The organism is Cutibacterium modestum (assembly GCF_008326345.1).
GTDB lineage: Bacteria > Actinomycetota > Actinomycetes > Propionibacteriales > Propionibacteriaceae > Cutibacterium > Cutibacterium modestum.
In genome coordinates this window covers 412156-428449 of the sequence record NZ_BJEN01000003.1, presented here as the reverse complement: position 1 = coordinate 428449, position 16294 = coordinate 412156, and the positions used below count along the sequence as shown (strand labels likewise).

The 16294-nt window shown below is 58.6% G+C and carries 10 protein-coding genes and 3 pseudogenes; 4 read left to right on the top strand and 9 right to left on the bottom strand.

Going from position 1 to position 16294, the window contains the following annotated elements:
- Window positions 1-186: 186 nt before the first annotated feature.
- Window positions 187-1605 carry a glutamate--tRNA ligase gene (gene gltX, locus F1563_RS10330; RefSeq protein ID WP_002528768.1) on the bottom strand — a complete coding sequence of 473 codons (1419 nt, stop codon included), beginning with the start codon at window positions 1603-1605 and terminating at the stop codon, window positions 187-189.
- A 128-nt stretch (window positions 1606-1733) separates the two neighbouring features.
- Here gltX and F1563_RS10325 point away from each other — a divergent pair, with 128 nt between their 5' ends.
- The 3 genes and pseudogenes from F1563_RS10325 to F1563_RS10310 all read left to right on the top strand — a co-directional run bounded on the left by F1563_RS10325 (window position 1734) and on the right by F1563_RS10310 (window position 6112).
- Window positions 1734-3431 carry a glutamine--tRNA ligase/YqeY domain fusion protein gene (locus F1563_RS10325; RefSeq protein ID WP_002528769.1) on the top strand — a complete coding sequence of 566 codons (1698 nt, stop codon included), beginning with the start codon at window positions 1734-1736 and terminating at the stop codon, window positions 3429-3431.
- Between the two features lie 404 nt (window positions 3432-3835).
- Window positions 3836-4238, top strand: a pseudogene (locus F1563_RS14910) (bifunctional metallophosphatase/5'-nucleotidase); the annotation flags it as partial.
- A 134-nt stretch (window positions 4239-4372) separates the two neighbouring features.
- The gene (locus F1563_RS10310) at window positions 4373-6112 is read left to right on the top strand and encodes an alpha/beta hydrolase (RefSeq protein WP_443090030.1); all 1740 of its coding nucleotides are present in this window, start codon (window positions 4373-4375) and stop codon (window positions 6110-6112) included.
- Between the two features lie 198 nt (window positions 6113-6310).
- Here F1563_RS10310 and tuf read toward each other — a convergent pair whose 3' ends face one another.
- Window positions 6311-7504 (bottom strand): elongation factor Tu, encoded by a 1194-nt coding sequence (gene tuf / locus F1563_RS10305; protein ID WP_002533857.1) that lies wholly within the window; start codon window positions 7502-7504, stop codon window positions 6311-6313.
- Here tuf and F1563_RS14335 point away from each other — a divergent pair.
- Window positions 7469-7660, top strand: a pseudogene (locus F1563_RS14335) (hypothetical protein); the annotation flags it as partial. The gene tuf and the pseudogene F1563_RS14335 overlap by 36 nt on opposite strands.
- A 90-nt stretch (window positions 7661-7750) precedes the next feature.
- Here F1563_RS14335 and F1563_RS10295 read toward each other — a convergent pair.
- The 7 genes and pseudogenes from F1563_RS10295 to F1563_RS13695 form a co-directional block, all read right to left on the bottom strand.
- Window positions 7751-9262: a hypothetical protein gene (locus tag F1563_RS10295; protein ID WP_002528774.1), complete on the bottom strand. Its 1512-nt coding sequence runs from the start codon at window positions 9260-9262 to the stop codon at window positions 7751-7753.
- Complete coding sequence (locus F1563_RS10290) at window positions 9183-9791, bottom strand: hypothetical protein (RefSeq protein ID WP_007434070.1); 609 nt, start codon at window positions 9789-9791, stop codon at window positions 9183-9185. The genes F1563_RS10295 and F1563_RS10290 overlap by 80 nt, the downstream gene beginning before the upstream one ends.
- A 645-nt stretch (window positions 9792-10436) precedes the next feature.
- Complete coding sequence (gene fusA / locus F1563_RS10285) at window positions 10437-12530, bottom strand: elongation factor G (RefSeq protein WP_002528776.1); 2094 nt, start codon at window positions 12528-12530, stop codon at window positions 10437-10439.
- Between the two features lie 131 nt (window positions 12531-12661).
- Complete coding sequence (gene rpsG, locus F1563_RS10280) at window positions 12662-13132, bottom strand: 30S ribosomal protein S7 (RefSeq protein ID WP_002549882.1); 471 nt, start codon at window positions 13130-13132, stop codon at window positions 12662-12664.
- A 3-nt stretch (window positions 13133-13135) separates the two neighbouring features.
- The gene (gene rpsL, locus F1563_RS10275) at window positions 13136-13507 is read right to left on the bottom strand and encodes a 30S ribosomal protein S12 (RefSeq protein WP_002528778.1); all 372 of its coding nucleotides are present in this window, start codon (window positions 13505-13507) and stop codon (window positions 13136-13138) included.
- A 327-nt stretch (window positions 13508-13834) separates the two neighbouring features.
- Entirely contained in the window at window positions 13835-14407 is a 573-nt protein-coding gene (locus F1563_RS14905) for a hypothetical protein (protein ID WP_371863510.1), read from the bottom strand.
- Between the two features lie 195 nt (window positions 14408-14602).
- Window positions 14603-16169 (bottom strand): annotated as a pseudogene (locus F1563_RS13695) (choice-of-anchor M domain-containing protein).
- Window positions 16170-16294 lie beyond the last annotated feature (125 nt).

Here is a 16294-nt window from a genome sequence, read left to right as displayed (position 1 = left end):
AGCCGTGCAAAATCCGCCCAATCGATACGACCGCCTAGCGTGCCCGATCTGGTGGCGAAATACAAATCATCAATGTCCCATACAGGTGTCCGCCACACCAGAGCCCAATAGCAGGTGACGAGGGCCCAGAACCACACTACGGGACGCCGCAGGAAGCCCGCTCTCTCTCCTCACTGTATTCAGTCTTCACTGCCATTCTATTTCGGCCTCGAACCTTTGCATCCGGCGAAGCGTCGATTCTTTACCCAGAATCTCCATAGCTTCAAACAGGGGCGGCGACACCCGTGACCCCGTCACTGCCACCCGCACCGGCGCAAAGGCCAGTCGGGGCTTGACGCCCATCTCGTCGCATAGTTTGGCGCGCAGAACGGCTTGGATAGCATCAGCCGAGAAATCGTCGAGCCCCTTGAGCACCCCGACAGCGGCATGCTGGATTTCGTCGGCACCTGCCTTGAGCTTGGCCACGGAATCCTCATCGAAGGCCAGGGCGTCATCGTCGATAAGTAAAAAGGCCAGCTTGGGCAAGGCCTCAGACAACAACGTCAACCTTTCACGAACCAGCGGCATGGCGGCGTGGATAACGGAACGATCCCCCTCGGTGAGATCACGGCCCAGCACCTGTTGCGCCTGGCCCATCCGGTCGGCGTATTCGAGGACACGATCGGTGAGGTCCTCGGCGTCAAGACTGCGAATATACTGACCGTTGAGCCAGTCCAGCTTGGTGACGTCGAAAACCGGGCCGCCAATGGAGATATTTCCCCAATCAAACCGGGACACGAAGGAGTCAAAGTCCTCCATCTCCTGACCCTCGGCAATCGTTGGGTAGGCCAGCAATTGAAGAAAATTACGCAACGCTTCAGGCAGATAGCCTTGTTCACGGAACCACATCAACCGGGCGGCTGGGTTCTTACGCTTAGAAATCTTAGACTTGTCGGTATTGCGCAGCAGCGGCATGTGAGCGAACCTCGGCGCCTCCCATCCCAGCCACTTGTAGAGCAACAGGTGCTTGGGCGTAGACGAAATCCATTCTTCACCGCGCACAACGGTATCGATACCCATCAGATGGTCATCAACGACGACGGCCATGTGATAAGTCGGAAACCCGTCAGCCTTGAGGATTACCTGGTCGCCAGGGCGAGGAGCGTGTACGCTGCCCCGGATAAGGTCATCAAATTCCAGATCGACATCCTCAGGGATAAGCATCCGAACCACCGGGGTGTCGGTGAAGCCCGGCAGCTTGGCCCTCTCCTCTTTCGCCATCCCCAGACACATCCGGTCGTAGCCAGTCTCCGACGATTTCGCCGCAGCACGCTCCTCACGCAACTGTTTGAGTCTCTCCTGGGAGCACCAGCAACGATAGGCGTGACCGGACTCGATGAGCCTGTCAACGAGCGGCCTGTACGTGTCCAAGCGCTCAGACTGCTTATACGGCTCATACGGGCCACCGACGAGCGGTGACTCATCAGGAGACAATCCCAGCCACTCGAGCGACTGATAAATCTGATCCTCCGAGTCCGCCACCAGACGATTGCGGTCAGTGTCCTCGATGCGCAGCACGAACTGGCCACCAGTGCGCTGCGCCCACGCTTTGTCGAACAAGGCCATGTAGGCTGTGCCGACGTGAGGGTCACCAGTGGGTGAAGGGGCAACGCGCGTACGCGCGGGATGCAAATGAGTCATGATGGTACCAAGTCTATCGGGATCCGTTGACGGACTCCGGTAAGGTTCCCGCCATGGCAGAACCTATTGAAAACCCGGCTGAGTCCGGTTCGGACTTCATTCATCAGGTTGTTCGCGCGGACATCCAGCAGAACACCTATGGCGGCCGCGTCCAGACCCGGTTCCCACCTGAGCCTAATGGCTACCTCCACATTGGCCACGCCAAGGCCATCGTCACCGATTTCGGCGTGGCCCAGGATTTCGACGGCATCTGTAACCTGAGACTTGACGACACCAACCCAGGCACCGAGGAAACCGAATACGTCGAGTCGATCATTGCGGACATTGAGTGGCTGGGCTACTCCCCGGCCCATGTGGTTCATGCCTCCGACTACTTCGGGCAGCTTTACGAATGGGCAAAATATCTCGTGCGCGAAGGGTTAGCGTACGTCGACGACCAGTCCCCCGAAACTATCCGGGAGCAAAGGGGCGGCTATGGCAAACCAGGCATTGAAAGCCCCTATCGCAACCGTCCTGCCGAAGAATCCCTTGATCTGCTCGAGCGGATGCGTCTCGGGGAATTCCCCGACGGTTCCCGCTGTCTGCGCGCTCGTATCAACATGCAAGCCGAGAATATGTGGCTGCGCGACCCAGTCATGTACCGCATCCGCCACCAAGCCCATCACTCCACCGGTACCGGATGGTGCATCTATCCCACCTATGACTGGGCACATGGCCAGTCTGACGCGATTGAGGGCGTGACCCATTCACTGTGCTCCCTGGAGTTCAACAGTCATCGTCCGCTCTATGACTGGTTCCTCGCCCACCTGCCTCTGGATCGCCCTGCCCCCAAGCAACGCGAATTTGCCCGTCTCGAGTTGACCCACACCATTACCTCGAAACGTAGGCTCAAATCCTTGGTGACCGACGGCGTCGTTGACGGATGGGATGATCCACGCATGCCCACCCTTCGCGGTATGCGTCGTCGTGGATACCCGGCTGCCGCTATTCGAGCCTTCTGCCAGGCCGTCGGCACTACCAAGAACAACTCGGTCAAGGCCATTGAAGAGTTCGAGTCCTTCGTGCGTCGCGAGCTCAACGCCACTGCTCAGCGGCGGATGGCCGTGTTACATCCCCTTAAACTTGTCCTCGACGGCTGGCCGACTGACGACACCGGTAACCCGGTGGTGGAATGGTTCGAGCTCATCAACAATCCGGAGAATCCTGACGACGGCACCCGTCGAGTACCCTTCACCGGCGAGCTCTGGATTGAGGCCGATGATTTTCGCGAAGACCCTCCCCGGAAGTTCTTCCGGCTCTCGCCCGGACGTGAGGTGCGCCTGCGTGGCGCCTACCTAGTGACAGCAACCGACGTCGTCAAGAGTCCTGACGGAACGATTACTGAGGTCCACGCCAGCTACGACCCAGAATCGCGCGGCGGGACCGCCCCAGACGGTCGCAAGGTGAAGTCGACAATGCACTGGGTTTCGGCTGCCCATGCCATTAGCGTGACTGCTAATCTGTACGACCGCTTATTCAGCGCCGAAATTCCTGGGTCTCAGACCGGGGAAGCCCTTGACGATCTCAACCCACAGTCCCGCGAAATCCTCACCGAGGTCATGGCCGAGCCAGCCCTGGCCGATGTGGCTCCGGGCGAGGTGGTGCAATTCGAAAGATTGGGATATTTCGCCGCAGATCACGACATTGCCGTATTCCATCGCACTGTTGGCCTGCGTGATGAATGGGCCCAGCTACAGAAACGCCAGGCCTGATAAGGGAATGCTGACAACAGTGATCCATTGATTTGTCACCCACCGTCACCTCATTCGGTATCCATGGTGTCGCTTCTCAACTCGTTGGGGGGCCATGCCTGACAACCTGGTACAAGCCTGTCACGTCGCGCCCTGTTGGCCGGCCCGCTTGGCACTGGACTCGCTATGACCCTTCGCGTCGCCGTCAACCTGGTGGGTTATGACGCTGCAAATATCGGCAATCACGAGTCTATTACGGAATCAAAGAATTCCTTCGTTACCACAACGATCTGAAGACCCCGCTGCTGTGCGCCAATGTCATTAATGTCAAAACTAGCAAGCCTCTCACCCAGGGCAATCTCATGCCTACTAAGACCGTTTCCGGTCCCGAGGTGAGGGCTGGTGTAGCTGCAGTCACGACCCCCGGCTCGATGGTGTGGGACCATAACTATGACGTCGTTACGGGGGTCATATTCCCAGCCGGTCGGCAAGCGCATCCTGGGCCTGTCGTGGCTGGGGAAGCCGGTCGCTGATGACCAGAAGTTCGTGCTGGCCATCGATGACTATCGCATGAGCGGTGGTGGCGGCGACCCGCATGTCACTGAGACCCCGGTTGTCTGGAACGAGATTCTTGAAATCCGCCAATTGATCATCGACACTGCCACGAAGATGAAGACGATCGATCCCAAGGGCTTCTTCGATCGCAACTGGTTTCTCACCACGACCGGCAAGTCATGGCCAATCGGCGGCAAACCCGGCAATGGCAGGTCCCAACCGGGGTCTGGCTCGGCAAGTCATCCGACAATCCTGCCGCGCACCGGCGTCTGACCAATTTTGAATATTGTCGAGCCTCGACCCACTCACAGGGTATGTCGAGGTTCTTCTCATCCGGGCAACGTGGAAGAGTATGACCATATGGTAGGTGAAGACCGTCGCGTCGCCGACATTGAAAGGATGCAGCACTGACAACCCAAATCGTCCCATGGGAACCAAAGCATCGGCTCCCGGCTCGGCTGGCTAACCGACGTTGGCCGGCGAAGGCGTTGCGTCGTGCCAGCATCGCTGGCCTCATCTTTGCCCTCTTTGGTCTTTGGACGGCTTTGACTCCGTCGCTCGTTCCCCGGACGTGGTGGATGGTCGCCATTAACGTATGGTTATCAACCTTTTTCGCGTACGGGATCGGTGGATTCATCGGCCGCATTTCACGATGGCTGGCAGAGATCACTCGGTTACGGGTGACAGTATCGACCAGCGCTGTCCGGGGGATACGACGTAGTTGGTACGCAATCCTCACCCTTATATCGCTTGGAATGTTTATCTGGTGCACTCGCCAGCAACGCTCTGTATCTGAGGCTGTCGGGCTGCCGCGTAAGGTGTGGTTCGCGCAGACCATTGGGGTGCTGACGGGCCTCATCCTCTTCGTCGCAGCAGTGCTACTCATGCGTCTTATCACTCACGGCATCCGAACTCTGTACACCGGTGTGCACCGTTTCATTGCCCAGCCAGTTCTCGCCGTCGTCGTCGTTGTCTTAAACATCGCTCTATTGCTCTGGGCGACTAACAACGTCATCGTGAGAACCACCGCCAATGGCGTCGCACATATCATGGCGCGGGCGAATGCTCAAACAGCGGCCGGACGTACCCCGCCGACATCTCCGTTAAGGTCAGGCTCCCCGGATTCCCTCCAGACCTGGGAAAGTCTGGGCCGGGAAGGCAAAGACGTCGTCACCGACGGGCCGAGCGCTACCATGATCAGCAATGTCATGGGAAAACCGGCGAAAGAGCCAATCCGGGTATATGCCGGCCTCAACGCTCAGCGTGATTACACCGCGGAAGCTAATGGCGTTCTAGCCGAGCTCATTCGCACTGGAGCGTTTCACCGTAAGGTGCTCGTCATTCAGAACGGCACAGGTTCCGGCTGGGTGGAGGAATGGTCAGTGTCTGCGGTCGAGTATTTGACTCTGGGCGACTGCGCCACCGCCACCATGCAGTACTCGTACTTGGGCAGTGTCGGGGCCTTCCTCCTTGACCGTGAGTCACCTAAACAAGGGGCTCGGGCCCTGTTCACCGTTATCTATAACTACTGGAAGAGTCTCGATCCGCAGAACCGTCCCAAGCTGTACACCAGCGGAGTTTCTCTGGGGTCTTTCGGAGGACAGGCTGCCTTTGCGTCAATCAACGACATGGTGTCGAAGGTCAATGGCGCTGTATGGGTTGGTACGCCCGGTTTCACGCCAATTTGGAAAAGCCTCGAAGAGAATCGGCGCGAGGGATCCCCTGAAATCGTCCCGGTTATTAACAATGGCCGAATCGTGCGTTTCATAGGGAATCCACGCGAAATCACCCATGATCATTGGGGTGCCCCCTATCCACCGTGGAGTTCGCACACCCGCATTGCGTATGTCCAGCACCCTTCGGACCCGGTGGCGTGGTGGTCCCCCGAAATGATTTGGGCTGAGCCTGACTGGATGCGCGAGAGGGCTGGCGAGGACGTCAACCCTCATATTAGGTGGACCCCATGGTCGAGCTTTTGGCAGGTGACGGCCGATATGGCTTTATCAACCACCCCTCCGGGCGGCCACGGGCACAATTACCACAGTGAGTTCATCCCCATCTGGGCTGCCGTGTTGGGAGTCTTCTGCGACGACGGCACAGTAAATGCAGTCGCTAGGGCAATTCCGAAAACGTCAGCCCCTCGATAGGAGGCCGGGCTCTGCTGTCACCACCTAGGCCCGGGGACCGTCGCCCTAACCCTGGCAACGACAACTGCCATCCTCGTCGATCTCACAGCGCCTTGATCACCGGCTCACACAAGGCGTCGACTTACCGTTAGTCACTTCAGACATGCAGTGAGGCCCGTTCCCCATGGGGAACGGGCCTCACGAAAAGCTCAGATCACATCACTTGATGATCTTGGTGACTCGACCAGCACCAACGGTGCGGCCGCCCTCGCGGATAGCGAACTTGAGCTGCTCCTCCATAGCGATTGGGTGAATCAGATGCACGGACATGTCGGTGTTATCACCAGGCATAACCATCTCGGTGCCCTCGGGGAGCTCGACGGTACCAGTCACGTCCGTGGTACGGAAGTAGAACTGGGGGCTGTAATGGGAGAAGAACGGCTTGTGACGGCCACCCTCATCCTTCTTGAGGACGTAGACCTGGCCCTCGAAATCGGTGTGTGGAGTGGTGGAAGCGGGCTTGCAGAGGACCATGCCGCGAACGACGTCTTCCTTCTTGGTGCCACGGAGCAGAACGCCGACGTTCTCACCAGCGCGACCCTCGTCAAGGATCTTGCGGAACATCTCGACACCGGTAACGGTGGTCTTCTGAATCTTGTCGTGGATGCCGACGATCTCGACCTCTTCGCCGGTCTTGACGACGCCGCGCTCAACACGTCCGGTGACAACAGTGCCACGACCGGTGATGGTGAAAACGTCCTCAATCGGCATGAGGAAGGGCTTGTCGAGATCGCGCTCGGGCTGCGGGATGTACTCATCCACGGCGTCCATGAGGTCGAGGATCGACTGGGTCCACTTCTCGTCGCCCTGGAGGGCCTGGAAAGCGGAGATGCGAACGACAGGGCAGTTGTCGCCGTCGAATTCCTGCGAGGTCAGCAGCTCGCGGACCTCCATCTCGACGAGCTCAATGAGCTCATCGTCGTCAACCATGTCGCACTTGTTGAGGGCGACGACGATAGCCGGCACACCAACCTGACGAGCGAGCAGGACGTGCTCACGAGTCTGGGGCATCGGGCCGTCGGTAGCAGCAACCACGAGGATGGCGCCGTCCATCTGGGCAGCACCGGTGATCATGTTCTTGACGTAGTCAGCGTGCCCGGGGCAGTCGACGTGAGCGTAGTGACGCTTCTCGGTCTGGTACTCGATGTGGGCGATCGAGATGGTAATACCGCGCTGACGTTCCTCGGGAGCCTTGTCGATCTGGTCGAACGGCGACTCCTCGTTCAGCTCCGGGTACTTGTCGTGCAGCACCTTGGAGATCGCCGCGGTGAGGGTCGTCTTGCCGTGGTCGATGTGTCCGATGGTGCCGATGTTGCAGTGCGGCTTGGTCCGCTCGAACTTGGCCTTTGCCACTGGGGCTCCTTCTGGAATGTCGCCCGCTTGTGCACGGGACGCGTCATGTGGATATTCCTGGGAGGTTCCCAGGAATGTTTCTGGACGGGCCCCCAACCAGAGGTCAGGGAACTTGTTCTATTGTTCTGCACATGCCCGCGATAGTCAAACCAAAGCGAGCAAAGATACGAATGGCCTCATCACCCCGATTGAATGACAGGGAACGTCGTGTCCTGCATCTCGACTCGCCACCACATCGCAATCCGATCAACTCATGTCCGAGCCATTCTGCGGACCATTCCAGGACTGCCCATGGGGCGAGTTCGGGGGCATGGGAGCCTGGTTTTGCCACCCTTGGCCACTGCGAGGCGTCGGCTGACCTGGATGGTTCAGATATCCCGGCTGACCCGGGTAACCCAACTGGTTTGGATAGCCCTGCTGGTCGGGGGCATACTGCCGATTCATGTACCGCTGCTGGTCGGCTGCCACGCGTGACGCCTGGGTTGGACGATTGAACCAGCGCTTGATTGTCGCACGCTTCCCGATTGCCCAAATAATGCCTCCAACCACGATCAGCACGACCACGCCCCAAATGATCAGGGGAGTCGTCCTCCACGTAGAGGCAATGGCTTTGAATTCGCCATCCTGGGCGTGACGGAGGTCCCAGGTCGCCTCTTTGTCACCGTCAACAAACTTGCCATGACTCAGCACTACCTTAGAGGTCGCATTGTCGGGAACGAGGGACAACGCAGTCGCCTCGATCCTCCACTGCCTCTTGAAGGTTGATTCGTCGGTCTGCACCACACCGACACGGACTGCACCATTCTCTTGCTTCGAGAACTTCCTGTTGAACGCCTCCACAGAGTCCGCTTTGGCGGTGTAGGTGAGATGGAGGACCTTGTCATCAGTCTTTTCTTCGGCTTTCCACCCACTCAGCTCCTCACCCAGGAACGACTTGAGGGAATCCTTGTAGGCAGCAACAGTCGCCTTGTCGAAATCCCACTGGGCCTGATAGGAAACCTCCCCCTCGGGATCGATCGTCGCGGTGACGGCACTGCCCTTGATCTCAGCAGGCATCGTCATCTGCGCCGTCAAACCGCTAGAGCCATCGGAAAACGCCATGTGCTGGGCGCTTGAGTCGGCGTCATACGAGTTAGATTCTGAGGAGTCCGACCATGAGGCGGGGTATTCGACGAAGGTGTCGATAGACGTGTCGGAAGGCGAGCGGTTGTCGTTGCTCGACGAGAAGCTGCCAAGGTCGTTGTCGTCTTTCTTACGCGCGCAGATGGCCGCACACGTCGGTCTGCCCGTCAACTTCACCGGCACTCCAAACCAGGCATGACCCGGCTCTTGTTCGGGGTCCACCAGATCCACCTTGCCGGTTTGAAGCCTGATGTCACTCGATGGATTACCCAAGGCCTGTGCGATGCGCTTGTTCAGGGTCTTCAGATTCGTGGGATCGATGGCGACCTTCTTGACGAAGGCATCGTCCGTTCTCCCATCACGCAATTTTTCGGGAAGCTCGCCAACGGTGGCATCAGACACCTTGCCGTTGCCATCCTTGGTGGCCTGCTGAAGAAATTGGTTGACCTTAGCCTGCTTGTCCGATCCCAAGGCCTGCGTCGAGAAGTACCAGATGGTCGCACCAATGGACTCGGTGCTCTTGACGTCGAGTTTGAGGACGACATCGTCGAACCCATTATCGACGACCTGCTCGACCTTCAGCGGTGAAGGAGAATTGAGCCTCTGCCCCCCCGATCGAGAACTCAACGTTCCCATCATTATCGAACACTGAATTGGTGTTGTCCTTGTCGATGAGACCATCCTGGGCTAACCCGTCGGCCAACCATGCGAGCAGATCACTGGAATCAAAGTCCTCGTCGCCCACCGCTCCTTGGACGAGAGGGGTATCGATCTTCTGAACATCGGAGTGGACCTCTTTCGAGGACCCAGCGGTAAGGGCACGAACCTTGGCCATATAGTCGTCATGATTCGAGAAATCCAACTCGAAAGTGGCCGTCATAGTCTTGCCACTGATTTTAAGACCCTTGAACGCCAGTTGCGATGGAATATGTCTCTTGATGCTACCCTCGAGCACCCCCGAGCCAACGGCGAAGACCTTCTTGGCTTCGTCGGAATCATCGTTGGTGAACGTCGCCGTCATGACACGCGAACCCGAACCATCATCCTTGACGGTCAGGCTCGTCGTGACGACGGCACCGCATCCCGACAACACGAACGCCGTCATCGCACACAGCATCACGACGACACGCCGCAGCGGCGAACTGATCGAGCTTCTCTGGGTCATCCCCTCAGGCCTTTCATTTGTCACATCGGAATTCATGGCATCACCGCCATCTGGAGAAGACCACTCCACACCCGGACCGGGTGACGACGTGGACAATCGCTCGGGTCATTGGGTTACCATCCTCGTCACGGGCTCCCAAGATGGTCGTACTACATTCTCGGCGCAGATAATGATGCTCTGTGAAGAAATCGACGTATTCTGACAGGACTTATTGTCTATCCCCAGTGAAACCAGATTGGCTGCACGCCCCATATCGATCACAATGAATGAACGAGATCGCTGAGCATCTTGTGCCACATTCTCCATCCAGGAAAGAGCCACCGTCAGCGACGCCGCGGCAATCACATGCGGGACAAGCGAAAAGAAAAGTGAAACCCTCGTATGCGACTGCGCGACCTACGCCCTTGACCTTGGACCTTCGGGTCTACATTTGTCGGCCATGGGACATCCTCGGTGGGGCCAGCCATCACGATGTTCGCCTCGGTCCGTGATTCCTGTCACCCAGCCCGCACGACAACCTTCATCAGAATTGCAAACCTCTTACGCCCCTGCAACATACCGAGAACTTCGGCCACCACATGACAATCGGCCCGGCTCCACATATGTGGGACCGGACCGATCATTCAGCCAGCTATAACTGCAGGCTCACTTGCCCCCATTAGCCTTGGCGATAATCTCGTCAGCAACCGTGGCCGGGCACTCACCATAAGAATCGAACTCCATGGAGTAGGAGGCCTGTCCGGAGGTCTTAGAGCGCAAGTCACCGACATATCCAAACATCTCAGACAACGGAACCAGGGCGCGCACGACCTTGTTCCCATGCTCCTCAACCATCTCTTGGATCTGGCCACGACGGGAGTTAAGGTCACCGATGACCGTACCGAGGTAATCCTCAGGGGTCGTCACCTCAACGGCCATCAGCGGCTCAAGCAGACCCGGATTGGCCTTGCGAGCAGCCTCCTTGAAAGCCATCGAGCCGGCGATCTTAAACGCCATCTCAGAGGAGTCAACCTCATGGTAAGCACCGTCAAGCAAGGTGACCTTGAGGTCCTCAACCGGGTAGCCAGCAAGAACACCGAACTGCATGGACTCCTGAACGCCAGCATCTACCGAGGGGATGTACTCCTTAGGAACACGGCCACCAGTCACGGCGTTGACGAACTCATAGCCGAAACCGGGCTCTTGCGGCTCGATCGAGATGATGACGCGGGCGAACTGGCCGGAACCACCGGTCTGTTTCTTGTGCGTGTACTCGTACTTCTCAACGGGCTTGCGCAGGGTCTCGCGGTAAGCGACCTGCGGCTTGCCAATGTTTGCCTCAACGTGAAACTCGCGCTTCATGCGGTCGATGAAAACGTCCAAGTGGAGCTCGCCCATGCCAGCCACGATGGTCTGACCGGTCTCCTCGTCAGTGTGAACGCGGAAGGTTGGGTCCTCCTCAACGAGACGCTGAATCGCGTTGGAGAGCTTCTCCTGGTCGGCCTTCGACTTCGGCTCGATAGCCTGCTCGATCACGGGGGTCGGGAAGCTCATCGACTCGAGGATGATGGGATCCGACTGATCGCAAAGGGTCTCGCCGGTGGTGGTGTCCTTGAGGCCCATGACCGCGCAGATCATACCGGCCCCAATGCTCTCGATCTCCTCACGCTTGTTGGCGTGCATCTGGTAGATCTTGCCGATGCGCTCCTTCTTACCCTTGGTGGCGTTCAGCACCTGGTCGCCAGCGTGGAGGACACCGGAGTAGACGCGCACAAAAGTCAGCTTGCCCAGATGCGGGTCCGAGGCAATCTTAAAGGCCAGGATTGACAGCGGCTCTTCGTCAGAGGGGTGGCGCTCAAGCTCGACGGACTCGTCACCGGGCTTGAAGCCGGAGATGGCGGGAACGTCAACCGGGGACGGCAGGTAGTCGACGATGGCGTCGAGTAGCGGCTGCACGCCCTTGTTCTTGAAGGAGGTACCACAGGTGACGGCGGTGAAGGCGGAAGCCAGAACGCCGCGACGGATGGCAGCCTTGACCTGGTCGACGGTCACGGCATCGGGATCTTCGAGGTAGAGCTCCATGAACTCTTCATCGTTCTCAGCGACAGTCTCGAGCATTTCGGCGCGAGCGGCCTCGGCGTCGTCCTTCATGTCGGCCGGGATGTCCTCGGTCTCGTAGTGAGCACCGAGCTCGGTCTCGCCGCGCCAAGTCTTCGCGTTCATCTCGACCAGATCGACGATTCCCATGAACTGGTCCTCAGCACCGATCGGCAGCTGCAACAGAACCGGGATAGCGTGCAGACGTTCTTTGATGGTGTTGACGCAGTGGTCAAAGGATGCGCCAGTGCGGTCCAGCTTGTTGATGTAGCAGATGCGCGGCACGCCGTACTTAGCGGCCTGACGCCACACAGTCATCGACTGCGGCTCGACGCCAGCCACGCCGTCGAAAACGGCGACAGCACCGTCAAGAACACGCAGCGAACGCTCCACTTCGACGGTGAAGTCCACGTGTCCGGGGGTGTCAATGATGTTGATCTGGGTGTTATGCCAGAAGGTGGTGGTCGCGGCGGAGGTAATGGTAATGCCGCGCTCCTGCTCCTGCTCCATCCAGTCCATGGTGGCAGCGCCGTCGTGGACCTCACCGATCTTGTACGACTTGCCGGTGTAGTAGAGGATGCGCTCGGTCGTCGTCGTCTTGCCGGCATCGATGTGGGCCATGATGCCGATATTGCGAACCTTGCTCAGGTCAGTTTTGGCCACTGTGCTTGACCTCGAATCTTGGAGTAAGTGGTCTTCGTATGATGCTCGACGCAAATGAACCTACGGTAAACCGCAGGTTTCTGGGCTGGACGTGACTGTGCCCCCTTCCCAGGCGGGAAGAGGGCTCACAATCACCAGCGGTAGTGGGCGAATGCGCGGTTGGCCTCAGCCATCTTGTGAGTGTCCTCACGGCGCTTCACCGAAGCACCAAGGCCGTTGGAGGCGTCAAGGATCTCGTTCATAAGGCGCTCAGCCATGGTCTTCTCACGGCGCTCACGGGAGAAAGCCACCAGCCAACGCATCGCCAAGGTTGTCTGACGGGCAGGCTTGACCTCGACCGGCACCTGATAGGTGGCACCGCCAACGCGACGGGACTTGACCTCTAGCGAGGGCTTGATGTTGTCAAGCGCACGCTTGAGGGTCTGCACCGGATCGGTGTTATTCTTGGCGCGGCAGCCCTCAAGGGCGGTGTAGACAATGTTCTGGGCGACAGTCTTCTTACCGTCAAGAAGGATCTTACTCACGAGCTGGGAGACGAGGGGAGATCCGTAGACAGGATCGACCATCACTGGACGCTTTGGCGCGGGTCCCTTACGAGGCATGAATCACTTCTCCTTCTTGGCGCCGTAACGGCTACGGGCCTGCTTGCGACCCTTAACGCCCTGGGTGTCGAGGGAGCCGCGGACAATCTTGTAACGCACACCCGGGAGGTCCTTCACACGACCGCCACGCACGAGCACCATGGAGTGCTCCTGAAGGTTGTGTCCGACACCGGGAATATAAGCCGTGACCTCAACGCCCGACGAGAGGCGCACACGGGCAACCTTTCGTAGCGCCGAGTTCGGCTTCTTCGGCGTCGTGGTGTACACACGGGTGCACACGCCACGACGCTGCGGCGAGCCCTTGAGGGCAGGCGTCTTGTTCTTGCTGATCTTGTCAGTGCGGCCCTTGCGGACCAGCTGCTGGATTGTAGGCACCGGCTGGTATCTCTTTCCGTCTGGTGTGTTCGGAATTCCCTGGTTTCGCACCCCTCCATCGCTGGGTCGGAATCACCGCTGTCCCTCGCTGCAGATCTGGGAGTGCCGTGCGAACTCCGCACGGGCAGACCTTCTCGCAGCAACTCGAGCGGTCGTAAATCGCCATGCCAGGGCACGCACAAACGTCCGGACGAACCGGACATGCCTTAACAGGGTATCTCCCCGCATTGCGGGGGTCAAACTCGGTGGCACCACGTGAGGCGCGGCAGCAGCGAGTCAAAATTTCCTGCAGACTTCTTCAGGTAAGGAGAGGCTCTCCCGGAGGCCTTAAGCACCAGTCCGAGGAAGAGCCATCGGGCGACTCGCGGGGGCACCCATTCCACCTGCAGCAAGGAAGTTCCCCCGACCGTTGGTCAGGCCTCGGGCGATGCCGTTAACCCGAATATTGCCCGCAGCACGGAGCGACGGGAAAGTGATCGGCGGAATACTCACCGTCCCGCCCTTGATCTTGGGAAGAACAATGGGACGTCCGCTGATATCGGGAAGGGTGATCGTGCCACCCTTGATTGTCGGTAGAATGACCGGTCCGGCACTGATGTCGGGCAAGTAAATCGTGCCACCCTTGATGGCCGGTAAAATGATCGGCCCGGCGCTAATATCAGGTAGGTAAATCGTGCCACCGCGAATCTCCGGGGGCAGAATAGTGTGGTGGCAAGATAACCGGGTGGTTCCGTCGCCCCCATGCACCGGTAGATAATCAGTCGGACCGCCGCTTACAGGCACCTTGGACGTCGGGACTGGAACCGGAACACCCTCTGCTCTCGCACCAGGAGCCACCGTCACGAAGGCGGCCATTCCCAGGCACGCCGCGACCGCACCCGTCAGAATTGTTCGCTTCATCCCGTCATCCCCTCGTAGCACAGCAGGTACCTTGGCAAGCGCCATCACCTAGCTTACGCCTTCATCCACGCACCGCCAGTCCATCGCGGCGCGGCCAACCAACGGATAGGTCTGGCCACCGTAAGCACGGTGACCAGACCTGACTGGGCCCCACTCGCCAGGCCAAGGCCGGAGATGACGTGGTTTATATGCTCCTCAGATGCCCGTATATGGCAAGCCCCTCGCGGTCGTCATCGGTTTCGAGGGGCCCGGTACGTTCATCGATGGCATATCAGGGGCATGAGTCGGCATCGGGGCTGGCTCCGCATCGGAAGCAGCCTTCTCACTGGCCCCCTCGACAAGCTGACTGGTCGGCGCCGCGATAGACGGCTGACTAATCGATCCAGCAGCCGGCTGGCCGCGGCGCCGGTCGCCAACAACCCACGTATAGGTCACCGGCTCAGAGACGATAGCCTTGCCATCAGTCGCCTTCACTGGGACTCCCCTAAGACGGACCTTCATGGTCTAAGTACCTGGCTTCTCGAATAACCAGTTGGCGTGGACATGACCCGGCTTCTTTTGTGAGATGGATTCTCCCAAGGCCAGTACCCACGAGCCAGAGGCTAGCGGGGATCGCAGCTTACCGATCCTTTGCATGAACATGTATACCTTTCCCGGCCCTTTCACATCGACAAACTCGAGAGCAACAGCCTCGAAATTTGGTGCAACGCCATAGGTGTCCCAGCCCGGGAACAAGACCTCCTGCTGATTCTCACCATTCTGAGCCAGAAGGTACCCCTCAGGCGCGAAGCGGTCGTGCATGTTCTTCGGTAATCTCCGGTAGGCGTTCTCACCGACACGCAGTGTCACTGCCTCGGGTGCCCGGTAAATGACCTCGCCACTTCGGTCATCCTTGATGGCCATCAATAGCTTGCGGTTGTGGGCGATACCAGCGAATACGTCAAGATGACCTTGAGCGATCTCGATTTTGGTGTCGTCAATCTTCGGGGCTGCTGCGTCGCTCGGTTCCCCAGACGGATCCTTCACCGGCTCAGAAGAGGGCTTAGCCGAGGGGTTGCCAGATGGCTCTTCAGACGGATCATCCGCAGCATCAGCGCGCTTGTCGTCATCAGACTTCAGGACGTCCCACGAAAATGTGAACGGCTTCGAGGAGACCTCCTTTCCGTCGGTCCTCTTACCGACGGCAACCCCGCTCATCGTGTATTTACCGGCCCGAGTAAAGAACCAGTGGGCATGCTGATGACCATTGATCGGCAGTGAGGCCCCTTTGGCAACCTGATATGTGTCATCGGCAAGAAAGGCACCGAGCTTGCCGTTCTCATCCTCCTCGGGTGAGAACGGCAAGATATACCTTTCCTGGACCCGTAATCGCAGTGAAGTCGACGCGCAGTGCGTCGAATCCATTGTTTTTGAAGCCCGGGGCATTCCAACCAGGCTCAAACCATTCGTCGGCATCCTCGTTGCCGGTGTAATAACCCTCAAGGGGCAACTCACTCAGTCCTGTGAGCTTGTACCGTCCGTACGTGTCCGACTGAATCTGGAATTCGACCTTGCTTGGGTCGCACATCCGCGAATGGAGGCCATTGTCGACCCTGACGACGGGGGCGCCGGTGTCGGTGGTGATGTAAAAGACGTCGGTGTGATCTTTCCTCAAAATCACCTTTGCGTCCGTGGCCCATGACACCGGTCCGAACATCGACGCAATCAGGGTCATGAGAACGGCTAGCACCACCAGCCTCCGCCGGCTCTTCCTAGTCTGCATATCACTTCTTTCCCACGAGACAGGCGGTTCACCTCGGTAGACGGCCCGGGAGATTGTCCGCGCACATCATCGACGGGAGAACCATGACCATGGTACATGGTATTGGGACTCATTCGCACTACTGG

Excerpts from the sequence above, each read along its gene's own strand:
- gltX (WP_002528768.1), bottom strand. The coding sequence starts at position 1,605 with ATGGCCTTGTTCGACAAAGCGTGGGCGCAGCGCACTGGTGGCCAGTTC.
- F1563_RS10325 (WP_002528769.1), top strand. The coding sequence starts at position 1,734 with ATGGCAGAACCTATTGAAAACCCGGCTGAGTCCGGTTCGGACTTCATT.
- F1563_RS10295 (WP_002528774.1), bottom strand. The coding sequence starts at position 9,262 with ATGGGAACGTTGAGTTCTCGATCGGGGGGGCAGAGGCTCAATTCTCCT.
- F1563_RS10290 (WP_007434070.1), bottom strand. The coding sequence starts at position 9,791 with ATGACCCAGAGAAGCTCGATCAGTTCGCCGCTGCGGCGTGTCGTCGTG.
- rpsG (WP_002549882.1), bottom strand. The coding sequence starts at position 13,132 with ATGCCTCGTAAGGGACCCGCGCCAAAGCGTCCAGTGATGGTCGATCCT.
- F1563_RS14905 (WP_371863510.1), bottom strand. The coding sequence starts at position 14,407 with ATGAAGCGAACAATTCTGACGGGTGCGGTCGCGGCGTGCCTGGGAATG.